Annotated in this window: 17 protein-coding genes; 8 read left to right on the top strand and 9 right to left on the bottom strand. The window is 74.1% G+C overall.

Going from position 1 to position 16,438, the window contains the following annotated elements; all coding sequences use genetic code 11:
* Positions 1-10: 10 nt before the first annotated feature.
* Positions 11-679 (bottom strand): 4Fe-4S cluster-binding domain-containing protein, encoded by a 669-nt coding sequence (locus tag IE247_RS28560; RefSeq protein WP_229869417.1) that lies wholly within the window; start codon positions 677-679, stop codon positions 11-13.
* Between the two features lie 518 nt (positions 680-1,197).
* Between IE247_RS28560 and IE247_RS28565 the strand changes: the two genes are divergently transcribed.
* From IE247_RS28565 to IE247_RS28580, 4 genes are all read left to right on the top strand, one after another.
* Positions 1,198-1,917 carry a hypothetical protein gene (locus IE247_RS28565; protein WP_190126206.1) on the top strand — a complete coding sequence of 240 codons (720 nt, stop codon included), beginning with the start codon at positions 1,198-1,200 and terminating at the stop codon, positions 1,915-1,917.
* Positions 1,914-2,696, top strand: coding sequence for a hypothetical protein (locus IE247_RS28570; RefSeq protein ID WP_190126207.1), 783 nt, complete (start codon positions 1,914-1,916; stop codon positions 2,694-2,696). Before IE247_RS28565 ends, IE247_RS28570 begins: the two co-directional genes overlap by 4 nt.
* Positions 2,674-4,203 (top strand): hypothetical protein, encoded by a 1,530-nt coding sequence (locus IE247_RS28575; protein WP_190126208.1) that lies wholly within the window; start codon positions 2,674-2,676, stop codon positions 4,201-4,203. The genes IE247_RS28570 and IE247_RS28575 overlap by 23 nt, the downstream gene beginning before the upstream one ends.
* A 62-nt stretch (positions 4,204-4,265) precedes the next feature.
* A complete protein-coding gene (locus IE247_RS28580; protein ID WP_190126209.1) occupies positions 4,266-5,708 on the top strand; it encodes a hypothetical protein in 1,443 nt (480 codons plus the stop codon).
* Positions 5,709-5,732: 24 nt separating this feature from the next.
* Here the strand turns inward: IE247_RS28580 and IE247_RS28585 are convergent, their stop codons facing one another.
* From IE247_RS28585 to IE247_RS28610, 6 genes are all read right to left on the bottom strand, one after another.
* Entirely contained in the window at positions 5,733-6,257 is a 525-nt protein-coding gene (locus IE247_RS28585) for a hypothetical protein (RefSeq protein WP_190126210.1), read from the bottom strand.
* Positions 6,258-6,442: 185 nt separating this feature from the next.
* Positions 6,443-7,699, bottom strand: coding sequence for a hypothetical protein (locus IE247_RS28590; RefSeq protein ID WP_229869411.1), 1,257 nt, complete (start codon positions 7,697-7,699; stop codon positions 6,443-6,445).
* Positions 7,700-7,788: 89 nt separating this feature from the next.
* The gene (locus IE247_RS28595; protein WP_190126211.1) at positions 7,789-8,253 is read right to left on the bottom strand and encodes a hypothetical protein; all 465 of its coding nucleotides are present in this window, start codon (positions 8,251-8,253) and stop codon (positions 7,789-7,791) included.
* Positions 8,243-8,743 carry a SigE family RNA polymerase sigma factor gene (locus tag IE247_RS28600; RefSeq protein ID WP_190126212.1) on the bottom strand — a complete coding sequence of 167 codons (501 nt, stop codon included), beginning with the start codon at positions 8,741-8,743 and terminating at the stop codon, positions 8,243-8,245. The genes IE247_RS28595 and IE247_RS28600 overlap by 11 nt, the downstream gene beginning before the upstream one ends.
* A 111-nt stretch (positions 8,744-8,854) precedes the next feature.
* A complete protein-coding gene (locus tag IE247_RS28605) occupies positions 8,855-10,279 on the bottom strand; it encodes a DUF2252 domain-containing protein (protein WP_190126213.1) in 1,425 nt (474 codons plus the stop codon).
* Between the two features lie 133 nt (positions 10,280-10,412).
* Positions 10,413-11,003: a lytic polysaccharide monooxygenase auxiliary activity family 9 protein gene (locus IE247_RS28610; RefSeq protein ID WP_190126214.1), complete on the bottom strand. Its 591-nt coding sequence runs from the start codon at positions 11,001-11,003 to the stop codon at positions 10,413-10,415.
* A gap of 332 nt (positions 11,004-11,335) precedes the next feature.
* Between IE247_RS28610 and IE247_RS28615 the strand changes: the two genes are divergently transcribed.
* The 3 genes from IE247_RS28615 to IE247_RS28625 all read left to right on the top strand — a co-directional run bounded on the left by IE247_RS28615 (position 11,336) and on the right by IE247_RS28625 (position 14,347).
* A complete protein-coding gene (locus IE247_RS28615; RefSeq protein ID WP_190126215.1) occupies positions 11,336-11,920 on the top strand; it encodes a sigma-70 family RNA polymerase sigma factor in 585 nt (194 codons plus the stop codon).
* Positions 11,917-12,672, top strand: a complete 756-nt coding sequence (locus tag IE247_RS28620) for an anti-sigma factor (protein WP_190126216.1) — start codon at positions 11,917-11,919, stop codon at positions 12,670-12,672. The genes IE247_RS28615 and IE247_RS28620 overlap by 4 nt, the downstream gene beginning before the upstream one ends.
* A gap of 91 nt (positions 12,673-12,763) precedes the next feature.
* Positions 12,764-14,347 (top strand): sulfite oxidase, encoded by a 1,584-nt coding sequence (locus IE247_RS28625; RefSeq protein WP_229869412.1) that lies wholly within the window; start codon positions 12,764-12,766, stop codon positions 14,345-14,347.
* A 12-nt stretch (positions 14,348-14,359) separates the two neighbouring features.
* On the opposite strand, the gene IE247_RS28630 is transcribed toward IE247_RS28625, so the two are convergent.
* Positions 14,360-14,533, bottom strand: coding sequence for a hypothetical protein (locus IE247_RS28630; RefSeq protein ID WP_190126218.1), 174 nt, complete (start codon positions 14,531-14,533; stop codon positions 14,360-14,362).
* A 132-nt stretch (positions 14,534-14,665) separates the two neighbouring features.
* On the bottom strand, positions 14,666-15,157 hold the full coding sequence (locus tag IE247_RS28635; RefSeq protein WP_190126219.1) for a MarR family winged helix-turn-helix transcriptional regulator: 492 nt from the start codon (positions 15,155-15,157) through the stop codon (positions 14,666-14,668).
* Positions 15,158-15,213: 56 nt separating this feature from the next.
* On the opposite strand from IE247_RS28635, the gene IE247_RS28640 reads away from it, so the two are divergent.
* Positions 15,214-16,338, top strand: coding sequence for a questin oxidase family protein (locus IE247_RS28640; RefSeq protein ID WP_190126220.1), 1,125 nt, complete (start codon positions 15,214-15,216; stop codon positions 16,336-16,338).
* The last annotated feature ends 100 nt before the right edge of the window (positions 16,339-16,438 follow it).

A 16,438-nucleotide genomic window follows, 5' to 3' on the forward strand; every position in this document is an offset into this window, starting at 1 on the left:
GGGACACGGCCTACGGTCGCCAGCTGCGCCTGTCGAGCCGGATCCCCGCGCGGGCCAGCCGCCTTTCCAGCGCGGCGAGTTCACCGCGCAGGGGCACCCCGTACAGCCGTACATCGCTCTCTCCCTCGGCCAGATGGGTCTGTAGTCGGGGGCCCTCGTCGGTCCGCTCCAGATGCGCCGCGTACCGCGCCCGCCCCAGCTCCGTGCGCGGCCGCAGCCGCTGGTTCGCCGAGCCCCGCCACACCAGCGCGGTCGGCTCGGCGATCCGGAAGCGCCCGGTCACCAGGGCGTCCGCGAGGCGAACGGCGGCCGTGCGCGACGGATTCCGGTCGATCTCCTCGTCCTCGTACCCCGTGTAGAGGAGGAGATCGGCGGCCCGGGAGCCCGCCGCGAGCGCCTCGTCCCGGATCGCGGCGGCCCCCGCGAGCAGCGCGCCGAGCCCGGCCGGCTGATCCAGCGGCTCGCCGCCGCTGACGGTCAGCCCGTCGGCCCCGGCGGCCAGCGCCGCGCGCCAGAGCGCCAGCAGGGACGGCACCGGGTGGCCGGAGCCGCCCAGCGGGTCCCAGGTGTGCCGGGACATACAGCCCGGACAGGCCAGGGCGCACCCCTGGAGCCAGACGACGAACCGGCGGCCCGGCCCCAGGGTCCGTACCGGGAAATGCGTCCCGCTGATCCGCAGCGAAGCCCCAGCAGCCCCTTTCGCAAGGGCAGCCCCACCAGTTTCTAATTCCCCTGTGGTCCCATTCCTTTCGGCGGATCCGCCGGGTCCGATGACTCCGTCCATCCGGCCTCTCCCTTTCCCCGGCCGCCGTGTTCCCCCAATTCCATGATCGGCAGAACTCCGGCCCCGGAACCATTTCAGTATGGCCCGCTCCGGGACGCCGGTACGGGCGTTCTCCGGTCGGCTTCCGGGCGACTTCGGGAGGGTTACGGAAAAGGGGCGTTCACGGGTACGGAAGGGGGAAACCTCCGCTACGCTCCTGCCAGTTGTCGCCACCGCCCGACGGTGACTCCGCCGGGGGCGGAGACGGAACACCGGATCCCTGTCCGGTCCGGATCAGAGCCGAACTCCCGTTCGCGTTCCCGTGGGGGCGGTATCGCGCGACAGTCTCCGTCCGGCGTGTGCGAGAACGGCGAACACCTCTCAGTCCGGCGGCGTGGAATTCACCGCCGGGGAAAAACGGGGGAAAGAAATCCATGATCAGATCCGACAGCGTCAACACGGTCGCCCGGCAGGGCGCCCTCGGCCCCTTCGCCCGCACCGCCGCCGCCCGGCGCGGCAGGCGCGACGGGGCCCGGGGCGTCCCCCGGGTGCCGCTCGCGGCGGCGGGCGCGGCCCCGCCCGGGATCGGCACCGGCACCGGCACCGGCATCGGTGCCGTGCCCGTCCCTCTCGCCGTCCTGCCCGACACCGATCCCGTCCTGCTGACCCCCTATGTGACCGTGGTGCGTCAGACCGCCCGCCGCGCCACCGAACAGCTGCGCGCCACACTGATCCGCCGGGAGCACGGCCTGCTCACCCGGCTGCGCGCGGAGTCCGTACGGGTCGTCACCCAGTACGACGTGCGCCTGGACCCGATGCCCGCCGCGCTGGCCCGCTACGGCCACTGGGTGGGCCAGTGGCGTACCAGCACCGATGTGTGCCGCTCCCGGGCCCAGGCGGTCGTCGACCGGTCCAATCAGCAACTCGCCTGCTACTGGGAGGGCTTGTGCGCCTCCCATCAGCAGCTCTCCCGGCTCGGCCGGGGGCCGGGGCCGGACTGGCTGCCCGGCCGGATGGAGCTGGACGAGAGCTGGCGGCGGCCGGAGACCTGGCTGCTGGACGACGACGCGGACGCCGGTACGGCGACCTCCCGCGCCCTGCGCATCCTCGACCGACAGAACTCCGGCTCCGCCGGGGGGAGGACCGCCCGATGAACCCTCGCCCGCATCCGCACCGCCGTTCCGCCGCTCTCGGGAGGGCCGCCCGCCGGACCCTTCCCGCGGCGCTGGCGCTCGTACTCCCCCTGACCGCCACCGTCTCCTGCGGACTCAACGACGAACCGGAGCGCCACACCCGCGCCTGCGGGGTCGTCGTCGACGGCTCGGGATCGGCCGCCGCCACCAAGGACGGCTTCGACGCCGAGGCCAAACTCCGCGCCAAACTGGAGAAGTTCCTCGCCGACAACGAGTGCCGCACCGCCTACTTCGCCCCCATCACCCGGGTCTCCCAGGCCTCCAAGTGCCAGATCTCCGAGATCGACCTCGACCCCGACCTGCCGGGGACCGCCGACCGGGACCGCACCAGGACCGCGCTGCGCGCCGCCGCGCTCACCGGCGCGCGCAAGCTGCTGAAGTGCGCGCAGAAGGAGGAGCCCGGCTCCGACGTCATCGGCGGACTCGCCCGGATCGCGCTCTCCCGGCCCTCCGGCGAGGACCGGTCCTTCTCGCTGCTCGTGGTCAGCGACTTCCAGCAGAACGACCCCGAATTCCGGCTGGGACGCCAGGACCTGAGCACCGGGGCCCGCCGCGAGGCCGCCGTGGACACGCTGCTGAAGTCCCACGACATCCCGGATCTGGCGGGCGCGGACATCCATCCGGTCGGCTACGGAATGAAGTTCGACACCAAGACCTCGCGCTACCGGCAGTTCGACGCCTTCTGGACAGAGCTGCTGGAAGGGAGGATGAAGGCCCGTGTCCACACCACCTACCGTTGACGGCGAGGAGCCCCGCCGCCTCCGGGTCCGCCGCCCCGACCGCCGGGACCAGGGCCGGGACCGCCGGGGCCGGGGCCGGGACCGCAGCGGCCCCCGCCGCTTCCCCGACGGCTCCCTGCCGCAGCCCGGGCCCGTCGAGCCCGACGCCGTACGCGCCCGGGACTCCGCCCGGCTGCTGGACCGGGCCCGGAGCCTCGGCGCGAAGGCGGCCTCCCGGCGCGTCTTCGACCCCTGGGTGCTCAACAGCCCCGACCGGGTGCCCTACTTCGCCGAGCTGGCGAGCCTGCGGGACCGGGTACGCCGACAGCTCGCCGCCGAGGACGCGCGGGCCGACGAGGACGCCGCCCTGGAGGCGAGCCGGGTACGGGCGGCGGCCGCGGCGGCCGACGAGCGGCTGATCCGCGCGGGCGTCCGCCGGGCACGGCTGGAGGAGCGCCAGGCCGTGGCCGTCGGCCAGCTCGACCGGCTCGCCCGGCGGGCCGACCGCTGGAACGCCTTCCGCGACCGGGTCCGGGCCGGGTTCGACGCCCGCCGGGCCCGCGCCGCCGCCCTCAGCACCCCCACTGGCCCCACTGGCCCCGACGGCCCCGACGAGACCGCGGGCCACGGCCGCCCCCGCTGGCAGGCGCTCCCCGACGACCAGGGCCGCGCCGCCGACCCCGACTTCGGTGCCGGCTTCGGTGCCGACTCCGGCTCCGGCGCGCACGCGCTCGGCGCGCGGGCCGCCTGGGAGGGAGCCACCGCCCGCCCGGGCATGTCCCGCCGGGGCCGCGCCGGACTCCTCGGACTGCTCGCCCTGGTCGAACTCCCCGTCTACTACGTCGTCTTCCAGCAGCTCCACGGCACCGGCGACCTCGCCGCCGTACTCTCCGTCAGCCTCACCCTCGCCGTCTCCACGGTGATGATCCTCGCCCCGCACATCGCCGGCCGGATCCTCCGCCGCCGCTCGGCCACCGGCGCGATCCGGCTCGCGGCGATCCCCGCCCTGGCGCTCGTCGGGGCCTGGGGATACGGCGCCTGGACCCTGGGCGAGCTGCGCTCCAAACTCGTCTTCCGCGAGGAGCAGCCGCTGGTGGTCTCGCCCGACGTGGAGGCGATCACCCCGCCGAGCCTGGCCGAGTCGCTCAATCTCTCGCCCGACAGCGTCTCGCTCATGTTCATCGCCCTGCTGCTGCTCTCCGGCGGCATCGCCTTCCTGCTCGGCCTCGGCGACGAGCACCCCTATCTCGGGGCCTACCGCGACAACGCCGAACAACTGCGGAGACTGGAGCGGGAGACCGAGGAGGACGCCGCCGGCGCGGAGCGCGCCAAGCAGGCCGAGGCCGCGCTGCCCGCCCGGCTGACCGCCCGCCGCGCCGCCCAGGACGCCCGGCTGGACGCCGTGGCCGATCTGTACGAGGCGGCGGCCCACGCCTATCTCGACGGGGTCGCGGGCGAGTCCGGCGACCCGGCGGTCACGGAGGCCGCGATGCGGCTGTCCCGCCAGTGGCCGCTGCTGCCGCGCTGACCGCGAGCGACGCCGGCGACGCGAGCGACGCGAGCGACCGACCGCGAAGGAGCTACGTGACGATGAGTACGCCGACACCGGCACCGCCGCACTACATCCTGATCACCCAGTGCCTCCAGAACGACTTCTTCCTCAACCCGGAGTGCGGCCTCGCACTGCCCGACGGCGCGGTCTCCAAACTGCTGCTCGGCGGCGACGGGACCACCGCCCCCCTCCGGGGCCCCCTGACCCGCGCCCAGCTCGCCCGCTCCCCCCTCGCCCGGTTCCTCGACGCCACCGTCGGCTCCCGGACGCGCGGTCGCGGCGACGGAGTGCTCCACCTGGTCAACATCCGCGACTGGCACCTCCCGGGAGAGGCGTACGACCTCGAACGACGCCAGTACGGAGCCCACTGCGAGGCGGGCACCTGGGGCGCGCGCTACCTCGACGGCCTCGGCGAGCTGCTCGACCCCGCCGAGCCCGAAGGCGGCCGGAACGGCCTGCTCCAGGTCCACCATGTCCTCTCCGACACCCTCTTCGACTTCCAGCACGCCGAAGGCGGCGTCCCCACACCGGGAGAGCGCTCGGCGCTGACCGGGCTGCTCGACCGGCTGCTCGGCGACGGGCGCGCCGAGACCGCCCATGTCGTGGTGATCGGCGTCCTCACCGACATCAAGATCCAGCTGCTGCTGACCGGCATCCGCTCCCGCTACGGCGTCCGCCGCCTCGCCGTCTGCGACCCGCTCACCGCCGGCCGGACCCTGGAGCACCACCTCGACGCGCTCGGCTTCTGCGAACGGGTGCTCCGCGTCGAGATCATGACCTCTCTGACCGCCACCGCCCGCTTCCTGGGCTCCCGCCCGGAGGACACCCGGCGCCTCCCCCGGGCCGGGCCTTCCCCGTACGCGAGCCACTCCGCGTACCTCCGCGACCGGCAGAGCGTCCTCTCCTACGAGGACGCCCGGCTCCGCGACTACCGCGACCAGTCCTCGGAACGACTCCGCCGGGCCCGGCTCACCATCGGCTTCGCCAGCAGATTCCTCCTCGGCCTCGGGGCGGGGCTGCTACTGATCTCGCTCCTGCTCTCCGTGCTGAGCGTCCTCTTCCCGCACCGCTTCGGCTGGCAGATCCCGGCGCTCGCCGGGCTGCTGGGCGCGGGCCAGATCGTCACCCTGTTCTTCACCCGCCCCGTCAGATCCGTCCAGGACGCCCTCGCCGAGGAGACCGTCTACCGCATGATCCTGGAGAGCCGCAGCCTCAAAATCGCCCTCGCCCGCCACCACATCACCACCGCCGACGCCCTGCGCCGCCACGGCGACCCCGCCCGCCGGCTCGCCGCGCTCCAGAGCCAGCTGGAGATCCTCGAACAGATCGACACCGCCGACTTCGACCGGCTGAAACGCCTCGGCATCACCCCGGACCCGCCGGACCCGCCGGAGACCCTGAACGCTCCCGAGCCCCGACAGCCCCGAGCACGCCGCAACGGCCTCCGCAGCCGCCGCCGTACGGCCCGGGCTCCCCGGTGACCGCACCGCTTCGGCGCTGAAGGCTCAGTCCTGCTTCTTCTCGCCGTCGTCGAAACGGACGTCCAGCACCGCGTCCAGCTCCCGCGACCACGTCTTGAGGTCGGCCCTCGACGGCGCCTCCACCTCGTTCTGGAACCACCGCTGGGGCGAGGTGTAGACCGTCACACTGAAGCGACGGCCGAATCTCGGCGTGTCGAACTCCACCGCCTTGATCTCACCCCACCCGAACCGCGCCTCCTCCGTGTCCAGCCGGAACACCACTCCGCCCCGGTCCGCCACGATCGCGCCCCGCCGGTCCGACACCTCGAAGACAGGCCCGCCATCGGCCCCTTCCGCCTCCGCGACGGCCTCCTCCGGCTCCCCCTCCGGCGCACTGTCCGCCTCGGGCTCCTCGGACACCTCGGCCGCCTCGGGCACTTCCGGCGCCCCGGGCACCCGGTCCTCGGGCTCCTCGGCGGGGCGCGCGGGCATGAGCCCGGGGATGAACGCCGGGTCGACTCCGGCCGCGTGGGTCGGCGGGCTGCTCGGTCCTATGTGCTTCTGCTCCACGGCGAGCAGTATGGCGGACAAACCTGTGCCGGCAACCGCCGGGCGGCCCACAAGCTGTGAGTACGGGGTGAATCGCCCCCGTTCGGCAGGGTCCCGGGCACCCGGGCACCCGGGCACCCGGGCACCCGGGCACCCGGGCACCCGGGCACCCGGGCACCCGGCGTCCGCGCCGGTCGCCCCGCCGCTCAGATCGCGTACCGCCATGTCGTGAGCATGTGCGCCCCGTACCAGCTGCCGAAGAGCGTCGACATGGTGAGGACGACGACCACGCTGCGGTCGCTCGCCCGGGCCAGGGCCCGGGCGAGGGGGATGAGGAAGAGGACGGCGGGGACGAGGAGGCGGAGTTTGGAGTGGTAGAAGTTGCTCTGGCCCAGGGTCAGGACGAGCACGGTCGTGCCGTAGACGAGGAGCGGGGGCCAGGCGTCGCGGCGCCAGGCGAGGGCGGTGGCGCAGACGGCGGCGATGAGGAGGACGGCGGTGCTGAGGGGGACCCATTCGCCGCTGCGGAGGAAGGCGCCGGTGAGGAAGTCGGCGAAGGCCGCGCCGTTGTCCCAGTGGGTGCCCCAGCCGGCCTGCTGGATCTCGAACCAGGCGTTGAGCTGGCCGGAGCGATTGCCGACCCAGGCCAGATAGGCGGGGGTGCCCGAGCAGGCGAGGGCGAGGGCGGCGAGGGGGCGCCGGGAGAGGCGGCCCGTGCGGCGGATCTCCAGGAGGACGGCGCAGGCGAGGGCGAGGACCAGGGCGAGGGCGGCGGGGCGGGTGAGGCCGGCGAGGAGGGCCAGGGCGCCGGCGGTGAGCCAGTGCCGGCGGTGGGCGAAGAGGAGGGACGCGGCGGCGAGCGCGAGGAAGAGGGACTCGCTGTAGGCCATCAGGAAGGTGAGGGCCATGGGCTGGGCCCCCGCCAGCAGGACGAGGCCGATGGTCGCGGTGCGCGGGCCGTACAGCCGGATCAGCAGCCGGTGCACGGCGAGGAGCGCGCCCAGCAGGGAGAGATGCGCGACGAGGAGGGCGGCCGAGCCGGCGTCGATGCCGGTCAGCCGGTGCAGCCACCGGGCCAGCAGCGGGAAGAGCGGGAAGAAGGCGAGGTTGTTGCCTGTCAGCTCGCCGTCCTGATCGCGGGTCAGACCGTGGGGGTAGCCGTCCTCGGCTATGGATATGTAGAGCAGCCCGTCCCAGGCCACCAGCCGCTCCCGGACCCCGGGGCCGTGCGGCGCGGTCATCGCCGCGAGGACCAGGAGATGGACGGCCGTGCTCACGGCGTAGACCGCCAGCACACTCCACGCCGTACGGGCGAGGCCCGTGTGCCGGGCCCCGGCGCGTACGCCGGTCCGCACCCCGGTCCGTCCCTCGGTCCGCCGCGCGGGCCGGGGCAGCGGGGCCGGGACCGGGGCCGGGGCCGGGGCAGGGGGCGGGCGGAGGTCGGTCTGAGTCTGGTTGGCCATCGGCTCCTCGCAAGGTCAGGTTCTTCCGGCCTTACGCGGGGGAGCGCGGACGGGGTTGACATATGAGACGCGCGTCACATCGAGCAGGGTCAGGGTGTCGGGCTGTGCTCCGGGGCCTCCGGGGCCTCCGGGGTGGTCGGAGCGGTCGGGGTGGTCGGAGCCGTGGCCGTTCCGACGGGCGGCGGGCTCTGCGTAGGCGACGGCTTACGCCCCTCGGGCGGGAGCGACAGACTCGCCTCCGGCGCGGCGGTCCCGCGCGAGGGCGTGGGCGGGCCGGTCTCCGGGGCGGGCAGGGGGTTCGCCGTGACCGGGATGTCCGCCGGCATCGTCGGCGGCCCGGGGGCGGTCCCGCCGCCGCCCGGGATCAGCAGCGCGGCCAGCGAGGCCGCCGCGCACAGGACGCCCGCCCCGGACACCGCGAGCCGCCGCCGGCGGCGGTGGGCGCGCGCTCTCGCGGCGATCGCCGGGACGCCCGTCGGCCGGGCCCGCCGCGCGGCCCGGTCGGCGGCCCGCCGCAGCTCGGCGGTCACCCAGTCGTCGTGGTCAGACTTCACTGCTCTCCCCGGAGTGCGAAGGGTGTTCGAGGGAATCGGCGAGTTTGGCGCGGGCCCTGGAGAGATGGGTCTTGACGGTGCCGGTCGAGAGTCTGGTCTCGGCCGCCACCTGCTCCACGGAGAGATCGCAGACATAGAAGAGCGCCGCGCACTGCCGCTGCCTGGGCGGCATCCGGCGCAGCGCGCGGCCCACGTCCACCATGCCCGGCTCCGGCCCGTCGCTCGCCAGCGGGTCGGTGCGCCTGCTCCACGCGCGCTGCCCGCGCACCACCCGCCGCCACCGGCTCACCGCGAGCCGCCAGGCCACGGTCCGCACCCAGGCCTCGGGGCCGAGGTCCCGTTCCAGCTGACGGCGTCTGTCCCAGGCGCGGACGAAGGCCTCCTGGACCACGTCCTGGGCCTCGTGGAAATCGCCGGTCATCACATAGAGCTGGCCCGTGAGCCGGTGGACCGAGCGCGTGTAGAACTCGGCGAACTCCTCCTCGGTCAAACGTCGGCTCTCCTCGCAGGCGATCGGGTACGCGCCAAACGCTACGCCCGCCTCCGTACACACGTCCGTACCCCCGTCCCCCCGTCCCCCCGTACCTCCCCCGTGCCCGGCTCAGCCCGGCGTGGCCGTCACCCGGCCCGTCGCGGCGGCGTTCACCAGCGCCGCGTGGTCGCGTTCGTTCTGGTCGGCATAGCTCTCCGCGAACTCGCTCAGCGCGCGGTCGAAGACGTCGCCCGAGCCCAGATAGGCCGCGATCGCGATCCGGTCGCCGGAGCGGGCGTGGGCGCGGGCCAGGGTCTGGCCGCAGAGTTCGCCGAAGACGCGCATACCGCGCGGGACCATGATCTGCGCGTCCACGATGCCCTTCCAGTCGTGCAGCTGGCGTACGTAGAAGTCGCGCCGCACGGAGTCGAGGCCCGTGACCCGGTCCCAGCCGAGGAACACATCGCCGACGGCCTGCATGAGCCGCTGCCCCGCGACCACCCGCCGGCCCTGGTTGTCGTACTCGCTCGCCCCCACATGGGCGGCGAGCACCGATTCGCCGGCCTCCTTGGCCTGGAGGATCAGCGGGTCCTCGTCGTCCTTGCCGAGGAGCAGCAGGACCCAGCAGCGGGTTCCGACGCTGCCGACGCCCACGACCTTGCGGGCGATGTCGGCGAAGCGGTATTGGCTGAGCAGATGGCGGCGCTCGGTGGACAGGGTCCGGGCGTAGCGCTCGACGAGGCCGTGCAGCTCCCGGACGAAGCGGTGCCGCTCCACCCCCTCCAGCAGGTCGTCGACCGGCACGAGCAGCGGCGGGTCGGCGGCGAACCGGCGCTCGCCGTCGACCAGGCGGGTGAGCTTTCCGAAGGCCTTGAGACTGTCGCGGGTACGGGCCTTCGCCATGGCCCGGCCGAGCCGGGTCCGCCCCCGGGAGCCGAGCCGCCCGGCCGCGACGGCCTGGAGCTCCTCCATGTCGGCGCGGTCGTACCAGACCGCCAGATTGCCCATGCCCGCGTACGCCCGCATCCGGGTGCGATAGGCCCCTACGGCCGCGCGGACGATGGCGGCCCGCTCCTTCGCCGGGTAGCCGTTCTCCCGGCCTGCGATGACGAGGCTGGTGGCGAGCCGTTTGACGTCCCACTCCCAGGGGCCGGGGAGGGTCTCGTCGAAGTCGTTGATGTCGAACACCAGCCGGCGTTCGGGGGAGCCGAGCAGCCGGAAGTTCAGCAGATGGGCGTCTCCGCACAGCTGGGCGGTGATGCCGGAGTCCGGGGTCGAGGCGGCCAGATCGTTCGCCATGATCGCGGCAGCGCCCCGATAGAAGCGGAACGGTGACTCCGACATCCGTCCGTAGCGGATGGGGACCAGCTCCGGCACCCTTACGGCCGACTGCTCCTCGATCAGGTCCACCGGGTCGGGCCGCCCTGTGGCGGGGGCGAACTCCGCGTGGGCCGATCTGGGGGACGCCTTGCGTGCCGCCCGGCCCCGGTCCGCCCGCTCTCGGGGTGTCGGGTGCGGTGGGTGCGCGCCCGGGCCGTCCTTGGCCTTGGTCATGGCTGGCCTCGTTTCCCGCTGCCCCCGTTTGTCCATTATGGGGTGCGGGCCCGGGGCCGCATCCCGGTCGATGGCGCGGGACCGTGCCCCGGCGCGGGAGCCGGGGCACGGGGTGCGCGGGCGGTGCTTTCGCTCAGAAACGCACGTCTGAGCAGGCGTAGAAGGCGTTCCCGGTGTTGGAGACGGACCACACGCCGACGATCAGATGCTTGCCGGACTTCCGGGGCAGGGTGCCCGAGTGGCTCACGGTCTCGTTCGGCTGGACTCCGCCGAACGGCACGGTGAGGAAGGGCTGCGGCTCCAGATCGGCGCGGGTGAGCCGCTTCGTGGGGTCGTAGCCGTCCTTGGTGATGTAGTAGCGGAAGTCGGCCGTGTTGTGGCGCGCGGTGAGCCGCCAGGTGAAGGTGTGGCTCTGACCGCTGCTCAGCTGGGTCGCGGGCCAGGCGCCGCCGCGCGGGTTGTCCAGTTCGGAGAAGCGGCCGTTGCCGCCGGAGCAGATCGCGCCGTCGGCGGGCCCGCTGCCGGGGAAGCCCTTGGGGCCCTCGACGCTCTGGGGCTCCCACACGATCTGACCGCAGCCGGTCACGGTGCCTTTGCCGCAGAGCTGCTGCCTGCTGATGGGAGAGTCGACATAGCCGTGGCCCTGCGCGCTGCTGGTGGTGGCGAGTACGGAGACGGCGGCGATACCGAGACCGAGCAGGGCTGAGCTGATCTTTCTGCGCATGCTTCGCTCCTGGGTGGGGGTGGAGGGTGCCAGGCTGGCGCAGTTCAGGTCTAGACCAAGTCCGAGGCTAGCTCCGTGACTTGAGCATGTCCATACCAATGCGGGGGGTTTGCGCTCAGGCGTCCGCCCCTGTGCCCCAGCGGTCCCGGCGGCACCACCGGCGGACCTGCGGGGCCGACCTGCCGACCGACCACCGACCGCCCCCGACCCGACCCCGGCCAAGCCCCCCGACCCGCCGACTGGGACCCACCAGCCGGCTCGTCGACCAATCCGCCGCCCGGTCCGCTCCGGATAACCCGGAACCATCCCGTCTGTCTGGAGAGGAACGCCGCGTGCCAGAAGCGGTCCATATCGGCCGGAACCCCTCGACCGGCCCGGATCTCGAAGAGCTGATGAGTCTGGTCGCGAGGGGCGACCAGCAGGCCTTCGCCACCCTGTACGACGCGGTGTCGGGCCCGGTGCTCGGGGTGGCGCGCAGCGTGCTGCGCGACCCCGCCCAGTCCGAGGAAGTCGCCCAGGAAGTGCTGACCGAGGCGTGGCGCACCGCCACCCGCTACCGCCCCGATCGGGGGACCGTCATGAACTGGGTGCTCACCCTCGCCCACCGCAGGGCCGTCGACCGGGTCCGCTCGGCCCACGCGGCGGCGGCGCGCGACGAGAAGGCCGCCCGGCTGGGGCACACCCCGGCCTTCGACCAGGTGCAGGAGGAGGTGGAGACCAGACTCGAACGCGAGCAGGTACGGCGCTGTCTGCGCACCCTCACCGAACTCCAGCGGGAGTCGCTGACCCTGGCCTACTACCGGGGGCTGACCTACCGCGAGGTCGCCGACATGCTCTCCACCCCGCTCGGCACGGTCAAGACCCGGCTGCGCGACGGACTCATCCGGCTCCGCGACTGCCTGGGGGTGAGCGTATGAGCGCCGTCGACGTCCACACGCTCTCCGGCGCGTACGCCCTGCACGCGCTGCCCGAGGACGAGCGGACCGCCTTTGAACGCCATCTGACCGGCTGTTCCCCCTGCGCCCAGGAGACCAGGGAGCTGGCCGCCGTGGCCGCCCGGCTGGGCCTGGCGCTCTCCGTCACCCCGCCGCCGGGGCTCAAGGCGGCGGTCATGGCCCGGATCGGCACGGTCCGGCAGGAGAATCCGCGTACGGCCCCGCTCCGGCGTACGGCCGCGCGCTCCCTCCCGGGCCGGGCCGCCGCGCTGTCCCACTGGGTGGCGGCCGCCTGTCTGGTGGCCGCCGCCGGGCTCGGCGGCGCCGCGCTGTGGCAGCACCAGGAGGCCGAGCGCGCCCAGGACCGGGCCCGGGCGGCGTCCGTCCGGCTCGACCGGCTCGCGGAGGTGCTGGGCGCGCCGGACGCGCGGACGCACCGGGCGTCGCTGCCCGGCGGCGCGGGCGGCACGGTCGTCGTCTCGCGGGAGCGGGACGGGGCCGTGTTCGCGGCCGACGGGATGGCCAGACCGCCCGCCGGCAAGGTCTACCAGCTCTGGTACGACGACGCCGGGACGATGCGGCCGGCCGGTCTGCTGGATCCGGAACGCTCCACCGAGGCGGTCCTGATGGCCGGGCCGGTGGACGGGGCGAAGGGCATGGGCGTCACCGTGGAGCCCGCCGGGGGTTCGCCCCGGCCGACGTCCGCGCCGCTGATGGCCATCGCGTTCGGCTGAGGGAGCCGGGGGCTTTCCGGCCGCCGGGCGCGGGACCAATCCGGACCGCGCCCGGCACCGGATTCCCTCTGTGAACCAGGAGCGGAAGACCTTGAAACGCGGGCTGCGGCGCACCGCGCCCGGCGCGCTGTCCGGTGTGCTCGCCGCGTATCTCTCCCTCTGCGTGGCCGAGCTGGTGTCGGCGGCGGTACGGCCCGAGGCGGGGCCGGTGGTCGCGGTCGGCGGCGCGGCCGTCGACCGTACGCCCGCGCCGCTGAAGGACTGGGCGATCCGCACCTTCGGCGAGAACGACAAGCTGGTGCTGGTCCTCGGCATCCTCGCCGTCCTGCTGCTGTTCGCGCTCGCGCTGGGGGCCGTCGCCGCCCGCCACCGCCGTACGGGCGCGGCCGGGGTCCTCCTCTTCGGCGCGCTCGGCGCACTCGCGGCGACCACCCGCCCCGACTCCACCGGCCTTCCGGACGCCCTCCCCTCCCTGGCCGGGGGTCTGACCGGAGCGGCGCTCCTGTACGTACTGACCTCGCGCCTCCCGGGAACCGGCCAAGGTGCGAGTGCGGCGGGACCGGCGGGCACGGCGGGCACGGGCGGCTGGGACCGGCGGGCGTTCATCGCCGCCGCCACGGCCGCCGCCGCCGTCTCCACCGGGGCCGGTGCGCTGGGCCGTTCGCTCAACGGGGCGAGCGGCCGGGACGCCGCCGTCTCCCGCGCCCGGATCGCGCTCCCCGCCCCCGGGTCGCCCGCCGCCCCCGTACCGCCCGGCGCACGGCTCCGTACCCCCGGCCTCAGCCCGTACATCACGCCCAACAAGGACTTCTACCGGGTCGACACGGCCCTCGTCGTCCCCCGGGTCGACATCGCCGGCTGGCGGCTGCGCGTCCACGGCGAAGGAGTGACCCGCCCGCTCACCCTCACCTACGACGATCTGCTCCGGCGCGAGCTGATCGAGCGGCACATCACGCTGACCTGCGTCTCCAACGAGGTCGGCGGCCCGTACACGGGCAACGCCCGCTGGATCGGCGTACGGCTGTCCGAGCTGCTCGCCGAGTGCGGGGTACGGCCGCCGTCCCGGGGCGGCCCGGCGGACCAGTTGGTGGCGCGCTCGGTCGACGGCATGACCATCGGCAGCCCGGTCGAGGACGTCATGGACGGCCGGGACGCGCTGCTCGCACTGGGGATGAACGGCGAGCCGCTGCCCTTCGCCCACGGCTTCCCGGTCCGGATGGTGGTGCCGGGGCTGTACGGCTATGTCTCGGCGTGCAAGTGGATCCGGGAGCTGGAGCTGACCACCTTCGCCGCTTACGACCCGTACTGGGTGAAGCGCGGCTGGGCCCGGCGGGCCCCGGTCAAGACCCAGTGCCGGATCGACACCCCCAAGCCCTTCGCCCGGCCCCGGGCGGGCACGGTGACGATCGCGGGGGTCGCCTGGGCCCAGCGGCGCGGCGTGGAACGGGTCGAGGTCCGGATCGACGACGGCCCGTGGCGGCCCGCCGACCTCGCGGCCCAGGACACCCGCGACACCTGGCGGCAGTGGTCCCTGCCCTGGCGGGCCACCCCCGGCTCGCACACCCTCACCGTGCGCGCCACCGACGGCGAGGGGCGGGTGCAGACGGCGGAACGGACGCGCACGGTCCCCGACGGGGCCAGCGGCCGGCACTCGGTGGTCGTGACGGTCGACTGACGGTCTCCCCGCTCAGGCATCCCGCTTCTCCTTGGTCCGCCACAGCCCCACCACCGACCCCACCAGCACCACGGCGACACCGGCCAGCGCCCCGCCGTGCGCGATCCCTTCGAGACCGGCGAAGTTGTTGACGTACACATTGGCCACGACGGAGGCGGCGAACGTCAGCCACAGGGCGATTCTCACGGGGCGGTCTCCTTGTGCACGCGGCGGGCCGGGCGGTCCGCCCGTCGTCCCAGCCCAGTCTGCCGCTCCGCCGACCGGCCGTGACACCCTGCCCGCACCCGTATCGACGGTGGAGCGGGCTCCCCACCCGCCCTACCCCTTCACCTCGCGCACCCACGCGGTGAGACCCGCCAGAAAACCCTCCCGCTCGCCGGGCGTCAGCCCGTCCAGCGCGCGCAGCAGCGGTTCGATCCGCCGGCCGATGAAGATCTCCAGCGGTACGCGGTACTCCTCGGCCAGCGACACCAGGATCCGGCGGCGGTTCGCCGGGTCCTCGGCACGCTTCACGATTCCGGCCCGGCTGAGCCCGCCGACGAGTTCGCTGGCGGTGGGCAGCGAGATCCGCAGCCGGGCGGCGATCTCGCCGACGGTCAGCGGCGGGCCGGTCAGCAGATGGGGGAGGACCGCGCCATGACGCGGGGTCAGCCCCTGGGACTCCATCGCCTCGCGCAGGGGGGCGGGCATCAGCCCCCGTACCGCCGCTTTTCGGTAGAAGGGCTCCAACAGCGGTACCAGGCCCACGAGGTGCAACTCTTCCGGGGTCGGCGTCCGGGGGCTCTTCCCGGGCTCTGGCGTGTGCTGCATACTGCGAGTGTAGATGGTTCGTATTTCCAAACTATTCGACAGTTGAAAGGTTGGTCATGTCGACGATCAGCTACAGCGACGCGGTCAACGACGCCCTGGAACGGCTGGAAGACCTCGGCTACGAGCGCGGCCAGGGCGTCGACCTCGCCAACCACGGCCCGATGGGGGCCGAGGCCCTCACCGTCCTCGGCCAGGGCGACCAGGTCGCCCACTGGGTGGGCCGCTACCGCCGGGCGATGGACCACCACGAACCGCCCGCCGCCCGCTTCGCCCTCGACCCCGCCGACGAGTCCTCCTGGCGCCCCGCGCTCGGCGCCTTCCACCGCGCCGGCGACTGGGAGGCGCTCTTCACCCGCGAACTCGCCGAAGCCCCCTGGCGCGAGGTGCTCGTCCGCTGGTGGCCCCGGCTGCTCCCGGGCCTCTTCGCCGGACTGACCCACGGCCTCATCCGCACCGCCCACGCGTTACGCGGCCTCCACACCACCGGCGGCACCCCCACCCGCCTCCAGCTCGACGAACTCGCCCGAGGCCTCGCCTACTGGGCCGCCCGCCACACCGAACTCCCCGGCTCCCCCGCCCTCCGAGGCACCCACCGCCTGCCCGACGCCGTCGCCACCCTGCCCCGCGTCCCCTCCGACGGGCCCCTGCGACCGCCCGCCGTCCGCCACCGGCTGGACACCCTCGCCGAACTCCCCGGCTACACCGACTCACTGGAGCGGCTCGCCCCCGCCGATCCGTACCGGCTCCTCAGCGACATGACCACCCAGTTCGCCGACGTCTACCTCGCCCACCCCGAGGTCTACCCCGTCCCCCTCATCCACGGCCTCACCGCCCCCGCCGCCGCCCGCCTCGTCCTCCCCCACCTCCCCCAACCCCTCCACGAACCCACCCTCGCCCGCCTCTGGCAGCTCCAATCCGCCTTCCTCCTCGCCTTCACCACCGACCCCCGCACCGAAGGCACCGACCACTGGCGCACCGAATCCCCCGAACCGCCCCCCTTCCCCGAACTCGCCCTCCTCGCCGCCCACCACGGCGACGAACACGTCATCAAATTCACCGAAGCCTGCCTCCGCGAACACACCCTCCACCCCGACCCCCGCTACCCCGCCGCCGCCTTCGCCGCCCTCCGCCGCATTCCCCCACTGGATGAGGGCGGCGGGGTGGGCGGGGCGCGGGGCTGAGCTGTCGACGCTCGCGGCTCTGAGGGGTGCCGGGCTGTGGACATGGCGCGGCGGAAACCGGACCGTGCGGGGCCGTCAGCGGTGGCCCGTACGGACCGGG

It is taken from the genome of Streptomyces inusitatus (assembly GCF_014651115.1).
Lineage (GTDB): Bacteria > Actinomycetota > Actinomycetes > Streptomycetales > Streptomycetaceae > Streptomyces > Streptomyces amakusaensis.